This window comes from Acidithiobacillus sp. AC3, from assembly GCF_050261095.1.
Lineage (GTDB): Bacteria > Pseudomonadota > Gammaproteobacteria > Acidithiobacillales > Acidithiobacillaceae > Igneacidithiobacillus > Igneacidithiobacillus copahuensis.
In genome coordinates this window covers 1,318,928-1,337,547 of record NZ_CP189838.1, presented here as the reverse complement: position 1 = coordinate 1,337,547, position 18,620 = coordinate 1,318,928, and the positions used below count along the sequence as shown (strand labels likewise).

Genomic DNA, 18,620 nt, shown 5'->3' with positions numbered 1-18,620 from the left:
TCAGTTCAAGGAAGGGGAAACCCCGCCGCGCGCAACATGGCTGACAAGCGAATGAGGGGAAGGCCAATGATGGCATTGGGATCTTCTCCCTCCATGCGCTCGATCAGACAAATACCCAGTCCTTCGGAGCGCAGGCTCCCAGCACAATCGAATGGTTGTTCTTTTTCGATGTAGCGAACAATTTCGTCTTCGCCAAATTTGCGCATCAACACGTGGTAGGGAATCAATTCGGTCTGCGCGTCACCGGACGGACCCAGCAGACAGAGACCATTCAACAGCTCTACTTTTTGTCCCTGCATCATCTGTAACTGAGCAAAGGCCTGTTCGGCAGAACCCGACTTGCCCAACAGGGCGCCGTCGCAACGTACCAGCTGGTCGGCGCCAATGACCCAGGCTTTCGGGTGTTGCTGCCAGATCGCGCGGGCCTTTTCATAGGCCAGGCGTTGTACGAGTGCCTCCGGTGCTTCCTGAGTCTTGCGGCTCTCATCAATCGCTGGCGACTGCCAGGTGAAGGGGATGCCCAATCGGGCGAGCAATTCCCGTCGGTAGGGACTGGAAGAGGCAAGGATGAGCTGCATATCAGCCCGTATTACGCTGCCCGGCGGCAATCGCGTTGATGCTGCGCAGCAAAGGATCGAGCCAGGTTTCCCGAAACTCGGGAGGGGTATCCTCGTTGCGGTACCGCCGTAACAGGGCAAGCTGGATATGGTTCAGTGGCTCCATGTAGACGTTGCGGCGCTGCAGGGAGAAGGCCAGTACCGGGTTTTCTTCGAGCAACTCTTGCTTCTCCTGGATGAGTAGGGTCTCCTGCATACTGACCATAAATTCTGCATGGATTTTTGCAAAGATCTGCTGCGCACACTTCTGATCGCGAGGTAGCGTCGCATACTCTGCGGCAAGTGTCATGTCCGCTTTTGCCATCGCCATGGTGATATTGCCCAGCAAGGAATAAAAAAACGGCCAGCGCTGGTACATTTTTCGCAAAAGCTCCAGTCGCTCGGGGTCTTCGCCACGCCAGCTGCGAATGGCCGAGCCCAGCCCAAACCAGGCCGGCAAAACATGCCGCGACTGTGCCCAGGCAAAGACCCAGGGAATTGCACGAATCGAATTCATCGAGCGGTCGCCACGCTGACGATGCGAGGGACGGGAACCGATGTTCATATGCGCGATCTCGTTCAGCGGAGTGGCCTCGTAGAAGTAATCCATAAAGCCCGGAGTTTGTTGAATCAGTTCGCGATAGACCGCTTCGCCGGTCTTGGTGAGTTCATCCATCACTTTGAGGAAACTGGGATCATCGGTGGGCACCGCCTGTATCAATCCAAAGCTGGCGCGCATCAATCCGGTGACACCGACGGTTAGCTCATATACGGCAGTTTCCAGGTTGGCATATTTGAACGAAAGCACCTCTCCCTGCTCGGTGATCTTGATCTGCCCGCGGACGGTATTGGCCGGCTGCGCCAGAATGGCTTCGTGGGTAGGTCCACCGCCGCGGCCGACGCTCCCGCCGCGACCGTGGAAGACCCGGATATGAATACGCCGGCGGTCTGCCAGGGCGCTCAGTTCGAGCTGTGCTTGGTATAACGACCAGCTCGAGGAGAGAATGCCGCCATCCTTGCAGGAGTCCGAGTATCCCAGCATGACTTCCTGCACATTTTCCTGGCTGCGCAGGATCTCGGCATACTCCGGATTGTCGAGTAATCTCCCCATCACGGTTTCCATGCGCTCGAGATCGTGGATGGTCTCAAACAGCGGCGTGACTGCGATCTCGCTATACAAGCCTTGGCGTGACCAGCCGGCAAGACCAAACTCTTTTGCCAAGACTAGGACTTCTAGAATATTGCTGGCCTCGTGGGTCATCGATACCACGTAATTTCCAAACGCGCGTTCTCCGACTTCTCGGCGCAACTGACCAATGCACTTGAACATCGCGCAGGTCTCCATCGCTAGGGGCGACAGTTGTTCGGGCATGCCTTCAACCAGTCTACCGGGCTTGCGTAGGGCATCACTCAACACCGCGAGTTTTTGTTCTTCCTCCATCTCGGCATAACCCTGAAACTCCGCTATTCCTGCAAAGAGTTCCGTGAGGGTGCGGGTATGTACGGTGGACTCTTGCCGAATATCCAGCGAAGCCAGGTGGAATCCGAAGGTTTCTACCAGCCAGACAAGATCTTGTACCGTATGATTGGCGATGTATTCATCACCGTGGCCCCGCAGCGAGTCACGAACCAATATCAGATCGGCGAGAAAGTCCTGATCACTGATGTACGCCGGAGTATCCGCCGCAAAGCCGCTGCCACTTTGACCATTTTCGAGCTGGTGCAGACGCAGATCGAGACGGGTCATCATGTAGCGCAACTTCCGCCGGTACGGCTCGCTGGGAAAGCGTTGATTCACCCATTCCGCAAGTTCTGGAAAGTCGTCGGCGTCCTTCTCCAGGGAGGCGAGGAGGATCGGCGAAATGCTGCAAAAGCGCGCCGAGTGCCCCAATAGCGGATAGAGTTCGGAGAGACGCCGCTGGTACTCGCGGAGGACCTCGATACTCTGCGTGCGCAGGGTCCAGCCGGTAATGGCCGCGGTCACGTTGGGGTTGCCATCGCGATCCCCGCCGATCCAGGAGCCGAAGCGAATGAAAGCGGGAATATCGACCTGCCGATCGCCGTACACCCGGCGCGCTGCGCGCCGCGCGGCGTGATAGGTCATCGGTACTGCCTGAAAGAGACTGTCGCGAAAATAGAAGAGGCCATTTTCGACTTCGTCCTGCACCTGCGGTTGATTGGTCCGCACCTCCTCCGTCTCCCAGAGGATCTGGATCTGCGCTTGCAGTTGACGCAGCACGTCACCTTCTTCCTCTTCGGTCAAGGTCGGGTCATCCAGGGCCTTGCTGGTGAGAAAGATCCGTCGCAGAGCATGCAGTACGGTGCGGCGCTTGGACTCGGTAGGATGCGCCGTAAAGACCGGCAGGTAGCGCAGTTGGCCCAGCAGAAACTGCAATTGTCCGGCATTTATGCCGGCCTCCTGCAAGCGCCGGAAGGTATCTTCAAAGGAGCCAACCCAAAGCCCGCTGCCGCGCTGCAACAAGCGACGCCGCTGCACATGCTGGAACTCCTCCTCGGCGATGTTAACCAGACTGAAGTAGGTGTTGAATGCACGGATGACAAGTACGAGGTCATCCTGGGGCAGGGCATCGATGAAACGGGCAAGGCGTTGACGGAGCTTGGCATCTTCCCGGCGATGCAGGCGGATGTAGCCCTGGCGAAGCTGCTCTACGGCGCTGAATACCCGCTCGCCGGCTTGCTCGCGCAACACCTCTCCCAGAATGTTTCCCAAGCGTTTTACGCGAGCACGCAACGCACGGTCGCTGGTCAGTTTTTTGGCGTCCACAAACTCTCCCCGGTACGGAATGTTGGCATGGGTGATAATGCAGAGAACTTATCGGCAATCCGGCAAAAGGTCAAAGACCCGTCCTGACGAAGTCTATGCGACGGAGGATTGGCATGCTGTCAGCACGGTGTCTTCCCCATAGCGCACCGACATCTTTTGAGTTAGTCTAAGGGTACTAGCCGATGGCACGATTTGCGTAAAAAAGGAGACAATAGTGGCCAGTCAACAAAAAGGGCAAATTTTGCAAGACCCTTTCCTCAATCTGTTGCGTAAGGAGCACGTTCCGGTAGCCATCTATCTGGTCAACGGCATCAAGTTGCAGGGCTTTGTCGAATCCTTCGACCAGTTCGTTGTGCTGTTGCGCAACAATGTCAGTCAGATGATCTATAAGCACGCGATTTCCACGGTGGTCCCCAGTCGCGACGTGCGTTTGCCACTGCCGGAAGGGGAAGGCGAAGCGACTGCCGGAGACGAGGCCGCAGACTGAGTCAGAGCCCAGGGATTCAGCGGTCGCATCGAGATCGCTGCTTACTGATCCACATTCATACCCCAGGAAGCACGGCGGACGATGGTGGAGAGGAGTTTCAGCAGTTGGCGGCAGACACTGGTGCCGAAATACTGGGCCTGTGGACGGTGTCGCGCGCGCGCCTGGATCCTGCCACCTGTGTTGGAAGTGGCAAAGTTCAGGAAATTGCCGATTTTGTGCGCGCCAACGCGGTCGATCTGATTCTTTTTGACCGTCCGCTGAGTCCGATTCAGGAACGGAACCTGGAGCGCTCCTGTGCTGCGCGGGTCATCGACCGGGTGGGACTCATCCTCGACATTTTCGCCCGGCGTGCACGTACGCACGAGGGACAACTGCAGGTCGAATTGGCACAACTGGATCATTTGCGCACCCGACTGGTGCGTGGCTGGACCCACCTCGAGCGGCAGCGGGGTGGCATCGGCCTGCGCGGACCTGGCGAAACGCAGCTGGAAACAGATCGCCGCTTGATCGGTGTGCGGATTCGCATCTTGCGCGAGCGGCTGGCACGGGTCGCTGCCCAGCGAGCTACGCAGCGACGCGCTCGGCTGCGTGCACCAGCGCCCACGGTTGCTTTGGTAGGCTATACCAACGCTGGAAAATCTTCTCTTTTCAATGTGCTGACGGCAAATGATCAGTATGCCGCCGATCAGCTTTTTGCAACGCTCGATCCCGCCATTCGCCGTCTCTCCGGCAATGGACCGACAACCCTGATAGCGGACACCGTTGGGTTTTTGCGCGATCTGCCGACGGAATTGATCGCCGCTTTCCGCGCCACCCTGGAAGAGGTGGGGCAGGCTCAGTTGCTGCTGCACGTCATTGACGCAGCGGCGCCCGATCGCGACGCGCAGATTCTTGCGGTGGAAAACGTTCTTGCCGAGATTGGCGCGGCCGGCGTGCCGCGTCTACGCGTATTCAACAAGATCGATCTGTTGGGTGAGGAGGTGCGGGAACGGGTAGATGAAACTGGCCAGGTGAGCGATCTCTGGCTCAGTGCCCATAGTGGTGCCGGCGTGGCCCGCCTGGCGGAAATAATCACGCAGCGCCTGCACGGTGCCCGCCTGCGTCTGCGTTGTACGTTGCGACCAGAGGCGGGGGCGCTGCGCGCACGCCTCTTTCGGGAGGCCGCGGTCCTGGAGGAACGTTTCGATAGCGAGGGGAGTAATCATCTGCTCATCGAAATCGACCAACAAACCTGGACCGGTTTGCAGGCAGAAATCGGGGCAGAGAGTTGTCAGCGGGAGGATCTGCCTTCTACAATGCGCCCATAGTCCGGGGTAAGGAGAGCGGGATGCCGTGGAGTGATCCAGGCGGAAACGGTAAACAAGACGGTAACGGCAGCAATAAAGGTCCCTTGGGACGGCGTCCCGGAAATTCCGGCGCAAGCTGGAATATCGACAAGATCACCAAAGAACTGCGCAAGCTCGGCGGCAAATTGTCGTCGTCTCCCGGATCTGGACCGCGACGAAAAATTCCTTTTGTTCGTTGGTTTCCCCTGATCGTGGTGCTTGTGCTGGTTGGTGTCTGGCTGCTCTCCGGCTTCTATCAAGTCGGCAGCGGTCAGGAGGGCATCGTGCTGCGCTTCGGTCGTGTGGTCGCCACCGTGCCGCCGGGAAGCCACTATCATTGGCCCAGTCCCATCGAGACGGTCGGGACCGTCGAGGTTGGGCGCAGCCGGCGCTTGGTCCTGGGCTACGGGGATTCGGGAGAGGCACTCAGCCCAGGTCGCATCCTCACCAGCAATAATGAGGTAGTCGATGTGCGCTATGCCGCGGATTACCGCATTGCGCACCCCCGCGACTTTCTTTTTGCCAGCAGTAATCCGCAGCAATATCTGGCCTTTGTACTGAGCGCTGCATTGCGCCAGGTGACCAGCGGTATGAGTTCTCAACAGCTGCTTGCCACGGCACACGCGCCGCTTGAGCAGCAGCTTCTGCAGAAGGCACAAAATCTCCTGGCCGGCAGCGATAGTGGCATCAGCCTGCAATCCGTGCAGATCATCGAGCTCACCCATCCCAAGGCGCTGGATGCCGAGTACGAGAAGATTACCAAGGCGCGCAAGGATGCTGCCGAGCAAGCCGAGCAGGCGAAGGCAGATACCGCCAAGACACTGCTTGCCGCCAAGGCTGAGGCTGCCAAGATGACCGATCGCGCCAGCGTCCAGGCAGAACAGTTACTCGGTAAGGCACAAGGAGACGTCGCCCGTTTCAATGCCGTCTATCAGGCCTATCAGCAGGATCCGCAAATCAGCACCAAGCAGATGTACCTGCAGACCATGCAGGACATACTGGCCAAGGCAGGCAAGATCGTCGTGGCGGATGGAAATGGTGCGCAGGTGGCAGTACAGGTTGCTGCACCAACCCAGTCGGCTCCGGCAGCTAAAGCTAGTGCTCCCACCAGCAGTGGAGATAAGGCCTCATGAAACCGATGACCTGGGGCTGGATAGCCCTGGCAGTTGCTGTTTTGCTATACCTGCTATCCGCCAGTTTCTACCAGCTGCGTCCAGGGCAGAGTGCGGTTATTCTCAACGCCGGGCACGTAGCGGCGGAGCGTTCGCAGGCAGGCCTCTACGTCCACTGGCCTTTTTTACAGTCGGTGCAGGTCATTGATACGCGCAGACGCAGCCAGAGTACCAAGGCAGTCACCGTTACGCCAACTACGGGACCAAGTCTGCAGCTCGACTGTTTTGTGCAGTGGCACGTGAGCGACGCAAAAAAGTTTTACCAGCGGGGTCTGAACACTGCCTTGGCCGAGAGCCAGATCAGTGACGTCGTGCAAGCCGCTCTCTCGCGTATCGTCGATAAAAATTCTGGCGTGACACCAAGCAATGCCGTTCTGGACGCTTGGCAGCAAACCTTGCGTAGCCAAGTGAGTGATTCTCTCGCGCGCGATGGCATTTCTCTGGATGAGCTGCATTTTCTGGAGCTTGGTTTGACTGCAGAGGCGCAACAGGACGTCTATCAGCAAATGCGAACGGAACTGCAGAGCAAGCTTGCGGCGGAAGAGCTGGCCGGCAAGGAACAGGTGGAGCAGATCAAAAATGCCGCGGAGAAGGAACGCCAGCAAGTTCTCAGCCAGGCCTATGCCTCGTCGCAGCAAACCTTGGGCAAGGCACAAGCGCAGGCAGCCAAGCTCTATGCCGATGCCTACGGAAAAAATCCACGTTTTTATGCCTTTTATCGTAGTCTCGAGGTATTGCGCGATAGCACCAAGGCGGGGGACGTCTGGGTCCTGCCGGCCAACTCTCCGTTGCTCCGCTATCTGCATGAGGGACTGCAAGGAGGCGGCAAGCCGTGAGCAAACGGAAAGATATCTTGGCGAGTTGGATGTTGCCTGCCGGTTTTGAGGATATGGGACCGCAGCAGGCGGCAGCACTCGAAGGAAAGCGTCGGGAGCTGCTGGATCTCTTCGCATCCTGGGGATACCGACAGGTGATCCCGCCCATGCTGGAGCATCTGGAGGGCTTGCTGACCGGCAGCGCCATCGATCTCGATCTGGAAACCTGGAAGGTACTCGATCAGGCCAGTGGACGGGTGCTGGGCTTCCGCTCGGATATGACGCCACAAATGGCGCGGATCGATGTGCAGATGGCACGCGGTGATGAGGCGCGACGCCTGAGTTACGCCGGCACCGTGTTGCGCGCACGTCCCGATGCCCTCGGTGGGAGTCGCGCGCCCTTTCAGGTGGGAGCCGAGATGTTTGGCGTCGCTAGTGCCGATGCCGATCTCGAAATTCTGAGCCTGATGGTGGAGAGCGTACAGCGCTGCTGTCCCGGTACCGAACTGGTATTGGACCTGGGGCATGTCGCAATTTCGCAATGTCTGGCAGAAGCGTGCGGGCTTGGTCAGCAGGATCGAGAGGAGCTATTGCGTTTCCTGGAACGCAAAGCCTGGCCGGATCTGCGACAGCTTCTGCAGGCGAATGCGGTGCCTGCGCAGCAGGCCGAAGCATTTCGGGCGTTGTCCGAACTGCATGGCGATCATGAAATCCTGGATCGCGCCCGGCAACGCTTTGCCTCTTATCCCGTCATTCTGCGCGCTCTGGAAGAGCTCGATTTTGTCTGGCAAGTACTTGCCCAGCGCTATCCGCAGCTCAGCATTCGTGCGGATCTAGCGGAAATGCAGGGGCATCGCTACCACACCGGCATGCTCTTTGCGCTATTCTCGCCGCAGCAGGGCGCGGCGATTGCCCGCGGCGGGCGGTATGACGGTGTCGGCAAGGCCTTTGGCCGCTATCGTCCGGCGACCGGATTCAGTCTCGATTTGCGTCCCTTGTTGCGCGATCTGACCGAGGAAAGAAATTCTCCACGGGTCCTTGCCCCGGGTGGTTCCGACCCCAGCCTGTGGCAGGCCATTCAGGACCTGCGTGCACAGGGGTATACCGTTGTCCAGGACCTGGCTGGTGGCGCCCCCGCGCAACCGTTGCCGGCAGGCTTCGACGCCTGCCTGGTAGTGGAGGGGGGGCGATGGACACTGGCCGGCCGCGAGCCTGAATTTCCCTTTTCTGCATCCTGATCTTTTGCGGAGTCGCTATCGATGTCCAGAAACGTAGTGGTAATAGGCACCCAGTGGGGTGATGAGGGCAAGGGCAAGATTGTCGACTGGCTTACCGAGCAATGTCAGGCAGTTGCGCGCTTCCAGGGTGGCAATAATGCCGGTCACACCCTGGTCATCGCGGGCAAAAAGACGGTGCTGCATCTCATTCCGTCCGGTATCCTGCGACCGGAGGTACAGTGTCTTATCGGTAACGGCGTGGTGCTCGATCCTGTGGCCCTGTTCGAAGAGTTGGATCCATTGCTGGAAACCGTTCCAGATGCGGCCCAGCGCCTGGTCATTTCCGAGGCGTGTCCGCTGATCTTGCCCTATCACAAGCGGCTGGACCTTGCCCGGGAACGGGCCAAAGGGGAAGCGCGCATAGGGACTACCGGGCGAGGGATTGGGCCTGCATATGAAGACAAGGTAGCGCGACGGGCCTTACGGGTGGCGGACCTGTTTCACCGCGAGCGTTTCGCAGCAAAACTGGGCGAGGCACTCGACTATCACAACTTTGTTCTGCAGCACTACTTCAAGGAAAAACCAGAGGATTTTCATCAGACGCTGGAGCAGAGTCTCGCCTATGCGGAACGTCTGGTACCCATGGTTGCCGATGTCTCCCTGCGCCTCAGCCAGATTCAGGCGGCCGGTGGACGGATTCTGTTTGAGGGGGCGCAAGGGACCATGCTCGACGTCGACCACGGCACCTACCCGTTTGTCACCTCTTCCAACACGGTGGCCGGGGCCGCCGCTGCCGGTACCGGGGTAGGGCCCGGCGAACTGGGTTACGTTCTCGGCATCACCAAGGCCTACACCACCCGCGTCGGCTCCGGCCCATTTCCCACCGAGCTCTTCGATGACACTGGACGCTGGCTGGCGGAGAAGGGCGGCGAGGTGGGCGCCACGACCGGGCGGGCGCGGCGTTGTGGCTGGTTCGATGCCGTGGCCCTGCGCGCTTCCTGTCGGGTCAACGGGGTGACCGGCCTGTGCATGACCAAACTCGACGTGCTCGATGGCCTGGCGGAAATTCGTGTCGCTACCGGCTATCGGGTACGGGGTGCGGAGTGTCGTGACCTGCCTGGCGGCGCCGAATCGCTGGCGGATTGTGAACCTGTCTACGAAAGTTTTCCGGGCTGGTCGGAATCCACTGCCGGTGTTCAACGTTGGCAAGACCTGCCACAAAACGCGCGAAGCTATCTTGAAGCTCTGGCGGAGCTGGTGGAGCGGCCCCTGGCAATTGTTTCTACCGGGCCGGACCGAGCCCACACGATTCTCCGTGAGGCGTTTTTATGAGCTTGAGTTTCTTGTCTTTTCTTGTCTGCATTGCGTAGTATGTCGCGTATCATTCCCAGTGGCTGTCATCAAAGTGTCATAAAACTGTCGCACTATTGTCATGGTTTTGGGTCATACTATTGTTTGCTGCAACCCGAACAGGGGGATTGAGGGATGCTCGAAACGCAAGTTCAGAAGGACATGGGTCGTAATACCAAAAAAGGGGAGCGCTCGCTGCGACTGTATCTCGCCCGCCATCAGGATGAGATCGAGGCGGCACAACGGCTGCGCTATCGCGTGTTCAGCGCGGAGTACGGTGCCCAGCTGAGTGGCCCGCCGGGAATCGATCAGGATGAATATGATCCCTTCTGCGAGCACCTGATCGTCGAAGATGAGGTCCGTCAGGAGGTGGTTGGTACCTATCGTCTTTTCCTGCCCGAGCAAGTACCCAATGTAGGCCGCTATTATGCGCAGACGGAGTTTGATCTCTCGCGTCCCTTGGCCCTGGGCTCTCGGGTCATGGAACTCGGTCGCTCCTGCGTGCATCCAGACTATCGCCAGGGAGCCGTGATCGTGCTGTTGTGGTCTGGCTTGGCAGAGGCTATGGGCATGTGGGACATCGACCATCTCATGGGTTGCGCCAGCGTGCATAGCACCGATGGCCCGGCGCTTGGCGCCCTGTATCGCTCGCTGGAGCAGCAGATGGTGCCAGCAGAGCAGCGCGTCTTTCCCCTGCGCCCGGTACCCGGTTTCGATTCCGACGCCCAGGTGGAGCCCGTCGAGTTGCCGGCATTGCTGAAAGGCTACTTACGGGCAGGGGTGCGGCTGGGGGGCGAGCCGTATTGGGACCCCCAGTTTCATTGCGCTGACTTTTTTGTGTGGTGCGATTCGCGACTTATTACCTCGCGCTACCAGCAGCGTTTTCTGGATCCTGTGGTCCAAGGCAAATGATCTTTCGTCGGCGGCGTATTTCCGCTTCTGCACAAGCGCAACTGATCCCCTATCCCAGCGACCGTATCCTGCGGCGCAGCGAGCCGCGTTTTTATCGCCGCTTGTGGCGTATCCCCGCCCTTGCCCTGCACTTGGCTTTGGCATTTCCCCTGAGCTGGTGGTACTACGGGCGCAGGGTGGAAATCGATGGATCTGCGTTGGCGGTATTTCGCTGGTGGTGTGGGGTTGCGCTGCGCATCCTGGGGATCCGGCTGCGGGTAGCGGGAACCTTACCCATGGCACCGACGATGTTGGCGGCCAACCACGTCTCTTATCTCGATATTCTTGCGCTTGCCGCGATCCGGCCGGGTCAGTTTGTCGCCAAAAAGGAGATGGAGTCCTGGCCTCTCTTTGGCCGCCTGGCGCACCGCCTGGGAACCTTTTTCATTGACCGTGGTGATGCCCGGGCCAGCCAGCGGGTGTTGAAAGAGGCGGCCGAGGTCCTCCGTGATGGCCGTATCCTGTCCATCTTTCCCGAGGGAACGACAAGCGATGGTACGGACGTCGGCGACTTTTTTGCCGCTCCTTTCGAGACCGCCGTCAGTGCCGGCAGCATGGTGGTACCGGTTACCCTGCGGTATGAGGATGTCCTGCGTCCCGGGCATGCGGATCAGGTCTGCCCGTTCATTGGCGACGATACCCTTGCGGGACATCTGTGGCGGCTCACGGCATCGGCACCGCTCACCCTGCGCATCCACTTCGGTTCGCCCTTATCGCCCCAGCTCGGTCGAAGAGAGCTCGCCAAGGAGACCCAGCGTCTGATTCGCGAGTCGTTACAGCGGATGGAGGAGGGCGCGGCAGTGACCTATCTGGATCCGTATCGCCACCGCCTGCGCGATGCCTGGGAGGCCTGGCGTCACGGTAGTCAGTCCCGCTAGGGTTTTTCAGGCCACATCAGTATTCTTCGTAGACGCTGTCATTGCTGCAGCCGTTCCAGGCGTGTACGGTCTCTACCAGCAGTTCTACATTGTCTATTGGTGTTTGCGGCGTGATGCCGTGGCCCAAGTTGAAGATATGTCCTGGCCTTCCCGCATTCGCACAAAGGATATTTTCGATTTCAGCGCGCAACAGGGCGGCTTGACCATAAAGTGCAATCGGGTCGAGATTGCCCTGTACGGCGATTTTCTTACCCAGACGTGTGCGCGCCACGTTAATGTCGATGGTCCAATCCAGGCCGATGACGTTGGCACCGCTCGCCGCCATGCGCTCCAACCAGTTACCCCCGCCTTTGCTGAAGAGGATGATGGGCAGCTCTTTGGCCTCTGCTGTGGCGCGCAGTCCGGCGATGACCCGCTGCAAGGGGGCCAGAGAAAAACGCTCGTAGGCCGAAGTCGTCAACGTACCGCCCCAGGTATCAAACAGCATTAGTGCCTGAGCGCCCGCCGCGGCTTGCGCGTGCAGGTAGTCTGTCAGCGCCAGCACCAAGCGTTCGAGCAATGCCTCCAGGCTTTCCGGATCGGAATACATCCAAGTCTTTGCATGCAGGAAGTCGCGGCTCCCTCGGCCCTCGATCATGTAGCAGGCGAGGGTCCAGGGGCTGCCGGCAAAGCCAATGAGCGGGACCCGACCGTCCAGCTCCCGACGGATGAGACGTACTGCGTCCATGACGTAGCGTAGATCTTGCTCGGGATCGGGCTGCCCCAGGCGCCGCAGATCACTGGCCTCGCGTAATGGATCGCGAAATACCGGACCCTCGCCTTCGAGGAAATCCAGTTCCATGCCCATAGCGTGGGGCACGGTGAGGATGTCGGAAAAGAGGATGGCGGCGTCGAGATCAAAGCGTCGCAGAGGTTGCAGTGTTACCTCGCAGGCCAATTCCGGCGTCTGGCAGAGCTCCAGAAAACCCGACACCTTGGCACGGGTGGCGCGATACTCTGGCAGGTAGCGCCCGGCTTGACGCATCAGCCAGACCGGCGTGCGATCGACCTCCTGGCCCCAGCAGGCCCGCAGGAAGCGGTCTGTCTTGCTCATTCTGCGGCGCTCAAAAAATCGAGGATGCCGTCGGCCGCCCGACGTCCTTCATCCACCGCCGTCACCACGAGGTCAGAACCACGGTGCATGTCACCGCCTACAAAGACCTTGGGGTTACTGGTCTGGAACTGGCTGTTGGCCGTCACCCGGCCGGCCTTGTCGGTGGCGATGCCAAAGTCGTCAAACCAGGCTGCGGGGGAGGGATCGAAGCCGAAGGCAATGATCACGGCATCGGCGAGCAAAAGCTCTTCTGAGCCGGGCACGACTTCGGGGTAGCGGCGACCTTTGTCATCGGCCGCACCGAGTTGCGTGCGCAAGACCTTGACCCCTTGTGGACCAGACTCAGGACTGCCAACAATCTCCACGGGCTGGCGATTGAAGAGGAATTTCACTCCTTCCTCGCGGGCGTTACTGACTTCCCGGCGGGAGCCGGGCATGTTTTCTTCGTCACGGCGATAGACGCAACTGACCGCCGTCGCACCCTGGCGGATGGCCGTGCGCACACAATCCATGGCGGTGTCACCACCACCCAGCACGACCACGCGTTTGCCGGTCAGGTTGATATAGGGATGCAGAGGATCGGGCAGGGCCATCAGATGGGAGATATTGCCATTGAGGAAGTCCAGGGCCTTGTAGACGCCCGGCAGCTCCTCGCCGGGGAAATGCCCCTGCTTGGCCTTGTAGGTGCCCATGCCCAGGAACACGGCGTCGAAGTCGCGCAGTAGATCGGCAAAGGGAATGTCCTTGCCGACTTCCTGCCCAAGACGGAACTCGATGCCCATTTCCCGCAGCAGATCGGCACGCCGCGCGACCACTTCCTTTTCCAGTTTGAAGGGGGGAATGCCGAAGGTCAGCAGGCCACCCACGGCGGGGTAGCGGTCGAAGACCACTACATCGACGCCATTGCGATTGAGGATATCGGCACAGCCGAGGCCCGCCGGCCCGGCGCCGACCACTGCCACGCGCTTGCCCAAACGCGCAACCGGCTCCTGTACCGGCTTCCAGCCGCGCGCCAGGGCTTCTTCGGTGATGAACTTCTCCAGGTTGCCGATGGTGACCGCGCCGTAGTCTTCGTTGAGAGTACAAGCGCCTTCGCAAAGGCGATCCTGGGGACAGATACGACCACAGATTTCCGGCAGGGTGTTGGTACTGTGGGAAAGGGTTGCGGCCTCCTCGATGCGGTTTTCGACGATCAACTGCAACCAGTTGGGAATGTAGTTGTGCACCGGGCACTTCCACTCACAGTAGGGATTACCGCAATGCAGACAACGGTCGGCCTGCAAACGGGCGCTGTCGAGATCGAAGACTTCATAGATCTCGCGGAAGGCTTCGCGACGCTCCTCTACCGGCAATTTCTTGGGATCCTGCCGACCATCTTCCAAAAAGGCAAAATTATTCATGTCAATTCCTCGCGATGGACAAGGTCAGCTGGCTTCTTCGAGCAACACATCGAGCTTGGCCGCCTTGGGCACCACCAGCCAGACCTGTGCAACAAAACGCGACCAATTGTGCAGTAAATCCTGGGCCAGCAGGCTGCCAGTCCATTCTGCGTGACGCTTGATATGGCGCTTCAGTAAGACTTCGTAGCCGCGCATGGATTCGGTATCGATACGATGGACATTGACCAGCTCGCCATTGACGCGATTGGGAAACTGGCCCTCGGCATCGCGCACGAAGGCGAGACCACCGGTCATGCCGGCACCGAAATTGACGCCAACCCGGCCGAGAATGATGACCTGACCGCCCGTCATGTATTCGCAGGCGTGGTCTCCGGCGCCCTCGATGACCGCAACCGCACCGGAGTTGCGCACCGCAAAGCGCTCGCCGGCGCGGCCGGCGGCGTGCAGCATGCCGCCGGTGGCACCATAGAGGCAGGTGTTGCCGATGATGGCCGATTCTGCGGCAACATAGGGGGCATTTTCGGGCGGGGCGATGATGATGCGGCCACCATTCATGGCCTTGCCGACATAATCATTGGCATCGCCGTGCAGACGCAGGGTCATGCCCTGTACCGAGAAGGCGCCAAAGGACTGACCAGCGGTGCCGTGCAGCTCGACATGAATGCAGTCATCGGGCAGACCGGCATTGCCATAGCGTTTGGCAATCTCGCCTCCCAGCCTTGCGGCAATGGAGCGGTGGGTGTTCTGAATGCGGTAGTGCAACCGCGTGGGGATCTTCTCCTCCAGGGCCGGGCGGGCATCGGCCACGATCTGCTCGGCGAGTTCGCCGCGGTCGAAGGGCGGATTGCGATCCTGCTGATGGATGTTGTGATCAGCATTTTCCAGCGTGGCATTGCCGAGCAGCGGACGCAGATCCAGGGCGGCCTGCTTTTCCGTACTGGCCTTACCGATCTCCAGCAGGTCACTACGTCCGACCAGATCGTCAAAGCGACGAATGCCGAGTTCGGCCATGATCTCCCGCACCTCTTCGGCAACAAAGCGGAAGTAGTTGATCACCAGTTCCGGCAGTCCCTTGAAATGCTTGCGCAGGGTCTCATCCTGAGTAGCCACGCCCGTGGCGCAGTTGTTGAGATGGCAGATCCGTAGATACTTGCAGCCGAGCACGATCATCGGCGCGGTACCAAAGCCGAAGCTCTCGGCGCCGAGCAGGGCACCTTTCACCACATCGAGCCCGGTCTTGAAACCACCGTCGGCCTGCAGACGCACGCGATGGCGCAGGAAGTTCTTGCGCAGGGTGACCTGGGTTTCCGCCAGCCCCAGCTCCCAGGGGGAACCCGCATACTTGACCGAAGTGAGCGGACTGGCGCCAGTCCCGCCATCGTAGCCAGCGATGGTGATGCGGTCGGCATAGGCCTTGGCCACACCGGCAGCAACGGTGCCCACGCCGGCCTCGGAGACCAGTTTGACCGAGACAAAGGCGCCGGGATTGACCTGCTTGAGGTCAAAAATGAGCTGTGCCAGGTCTTCGATGGAGTAGATGTCATGGTGCGGTGGCGGGCTGATCAGCGCCACACCTTCCTTGGCGTAGCGCAGGCGCGCGATGATGCCGCTGACCTTGTGACCAGGCAGCTGACCGCCTTCGCCGGGCTTGGCGCCCTGGGCGATCTTGATCTGCAGCTCTTCGGCATTGACCGCGTATTCCGGCGTCACCCCAAAACGGCCAGAAGCAATCTGCTTGATTTTGCTGACCTTGTTGTTGTGATAGCGGGCAGGGTCTTCGCCGCCCTCGCCGGAGTTGGAACGCCCACCGATAGTGTTCATGGCAATGGCCAGGGCCTCATGGGCCTCGGGAGAGAGCGCACCCAGGGACATCGCCGCGGTATCGAAGCGCGGAGTGATGGCCTCGACCGGTTCCACTTCATGCAAGGGGATCGCCTTGCCGCCGCGCAGATCCAGTAGGTCGCGGAGATTGGTGACCGGCCGTCCATTCACCAGTTCGGCGAAGCTGCGATAGTCCTCCTGGCGGCCGGAACGGGTGGCAGCCTGTAGACTGGCAACCACATCCGGGTTGTAGGCGTGGTATTCGCCGCCATGGATATATTTCAACTGACCGCCGGCACTCATGCGTCGATGCGGACGCCAGGCATCTGCCAGCAGGCGCCGTACGTCGGTTTCCAGGTGCCGGAAATCCGCGCCCTCAATGCGGCTGACCGTACCGCGAAAACAGCGTTCCACCACCCGCGACGATAGGCCCAACGCCTCAAAGAGCTGGCTACTGCGATAGGAGGCGAGGGTGGAGATCCCCATTTTAGAGAGAATCTTGTACAAGCCTTTGTCGATGCCCTTGCGATAATTGGCCAGGGCCTTGCTTACCCCCACCGGCTGGCTGAAGGCGCGGCGCTCGGCCAGGCTACGCACTATGCTGTAGGCGAGGTAGGGATACACTGCGGTAGCGCCGTAGCCGATGAGGGTGGCGAAGTGATGGGGGTCGCGGGCGTGGGCGGTAGCAACGAGAATGTTGCAGCGAGTACGCAAGCCGGCGTCTATGAGGGCGTGATGCACCGCACCCACCGCCATGAGCGCGGGGATATAGACCTGATCCTTCTGCAATCCGCTGTCGTCCAGTACCACAATGACGGCTCCGGCCTGCACCCCGGCCACGACTTCGGCGCAGAGACTGCTGACCGCAGATTCGAGATCAGCACTGCTCGGGTAGCAGATGTTGAAAATCTGCGCGCGGAAGGCGGGTTCCGCACGCGAAATCAGCGCCTGAAAGGCCGCATCGGATAGTACCGGGGAGTGCACCTCGATACGCCGCGCATACTCCGGGCGCTCGGCAAAGAGATTGCTTTCCGTCCCCAAAATGGCATTCAGGGACATGACCAGGGATTCCCGCAACGGGTCGATCGGCGGGTTGGTAACCTGGGCAAACTGCTGGCGGAAGTAGTCGGCCAGGTGCCGCGGCTGGGTGGAAAGCACCGCCACCGGGGTATCATCGCCCATGGAGCCAACCGCCTCTTGGCCTCCTTCGGCGAGCACCCGGATGACCTGGTCTTCCTCTTCCATGCTGACGCCAAAGGCCTTTTCCCAGGCAACCAGATCCGTCACCGGGCGGGCGATTTCCGGCGCATCGTCATCTGCATCGAGATGTTCGGCATATTCCGCCAGCCAGTCGCCGTAGGGGGCGCTGTTCTGGATGCGCAGGTCGATACTGGCGTTGTCCAGTAGCTGGCCGTTGCGCAGGTCTACCGCAAGTATTTGCCCCGGCCCCACCCGTCCCTGGGCGGTGATATCCTGGTGTGCGTAGTCGAAAACGCCCACTTCCGAGGCAATATTGATGATGCGGTCGCGGGTGATGACGTAGCGCGCGGGTCGCAGGCCGTTGCGATCCAGAGCGCAGACCGCCATCTGGCCGTTATTGAGCACCAAACCGGCAGGGCCATCCCAGGCCTCCATGCGCATGGAGTGATATTCATAGAAGGCGCGCAGTTCCGGGGCCATGTTGGGGACATTGTGCCAAGCCGGGGGAACCAGCAGGCGCAGGGCCTTGAAGAAGTCCATCCCACCTTGCACCAGCAGTTCGAGCATGTTGTCCAAACTGAAGGAATCACTGCCGCCACCCACTGCTGGCAGCACCTCCTCCATGGGCAGGAGATCGGATTGCAGCAGGGGGGCCCGTGCCCGTGCCCAGTTGCGGTTGCCCTGAATGGTGTTCAGCTCGCCGTTGTGGGCGAGAATGCGGAAGGGTTGGCATAAACGCCATTCCGGCCAGGTATTGGTGGAGAAGCGTTGATGGTAGCTGACCAGCGCCGAGGCAAAACGTGGGTCGCGCAGATCAGGATAGAAATCCGGCAGATGCTCGGGCATGACCAGCCCTTTGTAGCCGATCACCCGGCTGGAGCAGGTGACCGCAAAGAAATCGCTGTCGGACGCGCAGCGCTTTTCCACCCGGCGGCGCAGACGGTAACAGAGGCGTTCGAAGGCATCGTCGTCTGCTTCCTCTCCGCTGAGGAATGCCTGCTCGACGCCAGGGAGAGTCTTCAGCGCCTCCGCACCGCAGGCCTCGGCCACGGTGGGCACGGCACGCCAGCCAAGCAGGGTAAGGTCCAGGGCTTGCGCTTCTTCCGCAATGATCTGGTGTATTCCCTTTGCCCGCTGCACGTCGCGAGGCAGAAAAAACTGCCCAACGGCAAAGCGCGCTGGCAGCGTAATGCCCGACTCGGTCGCCACGGCGCGGAAAAAGTCCTGGGGCATCTGGATGAGCAGCCCGCAACCATCCCCACTCTTGCCGTCGGCGGCGACCGCTCCACGGTGGGTCAGGCGGGCCAACGAGCCGATGGCCGTGGCCACGATGCTGTGACTGGCCTGGTTGTCCATCTGGGCAATGAGGCCAAAACCACAAGAATCGCGTTCAAAATCTGAAGAGTAGAGATTATTTGTCATGCTTTCACCATCGGCCGGACCATTCCCTCCCGCCCTATGGCGAAAGGGCTACCATTATAAGCCGCTGATGCAGCAGAAACCAAGCCGTTTTGGTAATCCGCAGCGGCC

General features: G+C 60.0%; 13 protein-coding genes. 8 read left to right on the top strand and 5 right to left on the bottom strand.

Going from position 1 to position 18,620, the window contains the following annotated elements; translation table 11 throughout:
* Positions 1–5: 5 nt before the first annotated feature.
* The gene (locus ACQAYK_RS06765) at positions 6–578 is read right to left on the bottom strand and encodes a Maf family protein (protein ID WP_215871113.1); all 573 of its coding nucleotides are present in this window, start codon (positions 576–578) and stop codon (positions 6–8) included.
* A gap of 1 nt (position 579) precedes the next feature.
* Positions 580–3,381, bottom strand: coding sequence for a phosphoenolpyruvate carboxylase (gene ppc, locus ACQAYK_RS06760; protein ID WP_215871114.1), 2,802 nt, complete (start codon positions 3,379–3,381; stop codon positions 580–582).
* Positions 3,382–3,595: 214 nt separating this feature from the next.
* Between ppc and hfq the strand changes: the two genes are divergently transcribed.
* The 8 genes from hfq to ACQAYK_RS06720 all read left to right on the top strand — a co-directional run bounded on the left by hfq (position 3,596) and on the right by ACQAYK_RS06720 (position 11,576).
* Positions 3,596–3,868 (top strand): RNA chaperone Hfq, encoded by a 273-nt coding sequence (gene hfq, locus ACQAYK_RS06755; RefSeq protein ID WP_215871115.1) that lies wholly within the window; start codon positions 3,596–3,598, stop codon positions 3,866–3,868.
* Positions 3,865–5,175 carry a ribosome rescue GTPase HflX gene (gene hflX / locus ACQAYK_RS06750; RefSeq protein ID WP_226838221.1) on the top strand — a complete coding sequence of 437 codons (1,311 nt, stop codon included), beginning with the start codon at positions 3,865–3,867 and terminating at the stop codon, positions 5,173–5,175. The genes hfq and hflX overlap by 4 nt, the downstream gene beginning before the upstream one ends.
* A 20-nt stretch (positions 5,176–5,195) precedes the next feature.
* Positions 5,196–6,326 carry a protease modulator HflK gene (hflK, locus tag ACQAYK_RS06745; protein ID WP_215871116.1) on the top strand — a complete coding sequence of 377 codons (1,131 nt, stop codon included), beginning with the start codon at positions 5,196–5,198 and terminating at the stop codon, positions 6,324–6,326.
* Entirely contained in the window at positions 6,323–7,201 is an 879-nt protein-coding gene (locus ACQAYK_RS06740; RefSeq protein ID WP_215871117.1) for an SPFH domain-containing protein, read from the top strand. Before hflK ends, ACQAYK_RS06740 begins: the two co-directional genes overlap by 4 nt.
* The gene (locus ACQAYK_RS06735; RefSeq protein ID WP_255789442.1) at positions 7,198–8,418 is read left to right on the top strand and encodes an ATP phosphoribosyltransferase regulatory subunit; all 1,221 of its coding nucleotides are present in this window, start codon (positions 7,198–7,200) and stop codon (positions 8,416–8,418) included. The genes ACQAYK_RS06740 and ACQAYK_RS06735 overlap by 4 nt, the downstream gene beginning before the upstream one ends.
* 21 nt (positions 8,419–8,439) lie before the next feature.
* Positions 8,440–9,729, top strand: a complete 1,290-nt coding sequence (locus tag ACQAYK_RS06730) for an adenylosuccinate synthase (RefSeq protein WP_215871118.1) — start codon at positions 8,440–8,442, stop codon at positions 9,727–9,729.
* 153 nt (positions 9,730–9,882) lie between these two features.
* On the top strand, positions 9,883–10,659 hold the full coding sequence (locus tag ACQAYK_RS06725; RefSeq protein ID WP_215871119.1) for a GNAT family N-acetyltransferase: 777 nt from the start codon (positions 9,883–9,885) through the stop codon (positions 10,657–10,659).
* On the top strand, positions 10,656–11,576 hold the full coding sequence (locus ACQAYK_RS06720; RefSeq protein ID WP_215871120.1) for a lysophospholipid acyltransferase family protein: 921 nt from the start codon (positions 10,656–10,658) through the stop codon (positions 11,574–11,576). The genes ACQAYK_RS06725 and ACQAYK_RS06720 overlap by 4 nt, the downstream gene beginning before the upstream one ends.
* A 16-nt stretch (positions 11,577–11,592) precedes the next feature.
* Here ACQAYK_RS06720 and hemE read toward each other — a convergent pair whose 3' ends face one another.
* The 3 genes from hemE to gltB are packed head-to-tail and all read right to left on the bottom strand — an operon-like array spanning position 11,593 to position 18,512.
* A complete protein-coding gene (gene hemE, locus ACQAYK_RS06715; protein ID WP_215871121.1) occupies positions 11,593–12,669 on the bottom strand; it encodes a uroporphyrinogen decarboxylase in 1,077 nt (358 codons plus the stop codon).
* Positions 12,666–14,069: an FAD-dependent oxidoreductase gene (locus ACQAYK_RS06710; RefSeq protein ID WP_226827050.1), complete on the bottom strand. Its 1,404-nt coding sequence runs from the start codon at positions 14,067–14,069 to the stop codon at positions 12,666–12,668. The genes hemE and ACQAYK_RS06710 overlap by 4 nt, the downstream gene beginning before the upstream one ends.
* A gap of 24 nt (positions 14,070–14,093) precedes the next feature.
* Positions 14,094–18,512: a glutamate synthase large subunit gene (gene gltB / locus ACQAYK_RS06705; RefSeq protein ID WP_215871122.1), complete on the bottom strand. Its 4,419-nt coding sequence runs from the start codon at positions 18,510–18,512 to the stop codon at positions 14,094–14,096.
* Between the last annotated feature and the right edge of the window lie 108 nt (positions 18,513–18,620).

What these genes read in the sequence shown, in the direction of transcription:
- ACQAYK_RS06710 (WP_226827050.1), bottom strand. Translation starts at nt 14,069, where the DNA reads ATGAATAATTTTGCCTTTTTGGAAGATGGTCGGCAGGATCCCAAGAAA.
- gltB (WP_215871122.1), bottom strand. Translation starts at nt 18,512, where the DNA reads ATGACAAATAATCTCTACTCTTCAGATTTTGAACGCGATTCTTGTGGT.
- ACQAYK_RS06730 (WP_215871118.1), top strand. Translation starts at nt 8,440, where the DNA reads ATGTCCAGAAACGTAGTGGTAATAGGCACCCAGTGGGGTGATGAGGGC.
- ACQAYK_RS06740 (WP_215871117.1), top strand. Translation starts at nt 6,323, where the DNA reads ATGAAACCGATGACCTGGGGCTGGATAGCCCTGGCAGTTGCTGTTTTG.
- ACQAYK_RS06720 (WP_215871120.1), top strand. Translation starts at nt 10,656, where the DNA reads ATGATCTTTCGTCGGCGGCGTATTTCCGCTTCTGCACAAGCGCAACTG.
- hflK (WP_215871116.1), top strand. Translation starts at nt 5,196, where the DNA reads ATGCCGTGGAGTGATCCAGGCGGAAACGGTAAACAAGACGGTAACGGC.
- hemE (WP_215871121.1), bottom strand. Translation starts at nt 12,669, where the DNA reads ATGAGCAAGACAGACCGCTTCCTGCGGGCCTGCTGGGGCCAGGAGGTC.
- ACQAYK_RS06765 (WP_215871113.1), bottom strand. Translation starts at nt 578, where the DNA reads ATGCAGCTCATCCTTGCCTCTTCCAGTCCCTACCGACGGGAATTGCTC.
- ACQAYK_RS06725 (WP_215871119.1), top strand. Translation starts at nt 9,883, where the DNA reads ATGCTCGAAACGCAAGTTCAGAAGGACATGGGTCGTAATACCAAAAAA.